A 223-nucleotide genomic window follows, 5' to 3' on the forward strand; every position below is an offset into this window, starting at 1 on the left:
AACCGCGCATCAGGTGGTGGCAGGCAAAGTGGCGACCCGGGATTATGACTACCGTGACGCGCTGCCGCAGTACGGTATGGATGCCGAAGTGGATGTGACGCGGGGCGATGAAACCCTGTATGGCGAAGCGTACCATTACCTGGATAACAACTACCGGGTGTTAGGCAACCGTTACGATCTGGATCCGGAAGTCGAAAGCGGGGTGTTCTACTCCCGGCTGCAA

General features: G+C 57.8%; 1 protein-coding gene. It reads left to right on the top strand.

The window, feature by feature from the left end; translation table 11 throughout:
• A partial coding sequence (locus ABR397_RS24325) for a hypothetical protein (protein ID WP_350307918.1) occupies window positions 1–223 on the top strand: 223 nt, incomplete at both ends.

Origin of the sequence: Photorhabdus viridis (assembly GCF_040256935.1) — a bacterium.
Classification (GTDB): domain Bacteria; phylum Pseudomonadota; class Gammaproteobacteria; order Enterobacterales; family Enterobacteriaceae; genus Photorhabdus; species Photorhabdus viridis.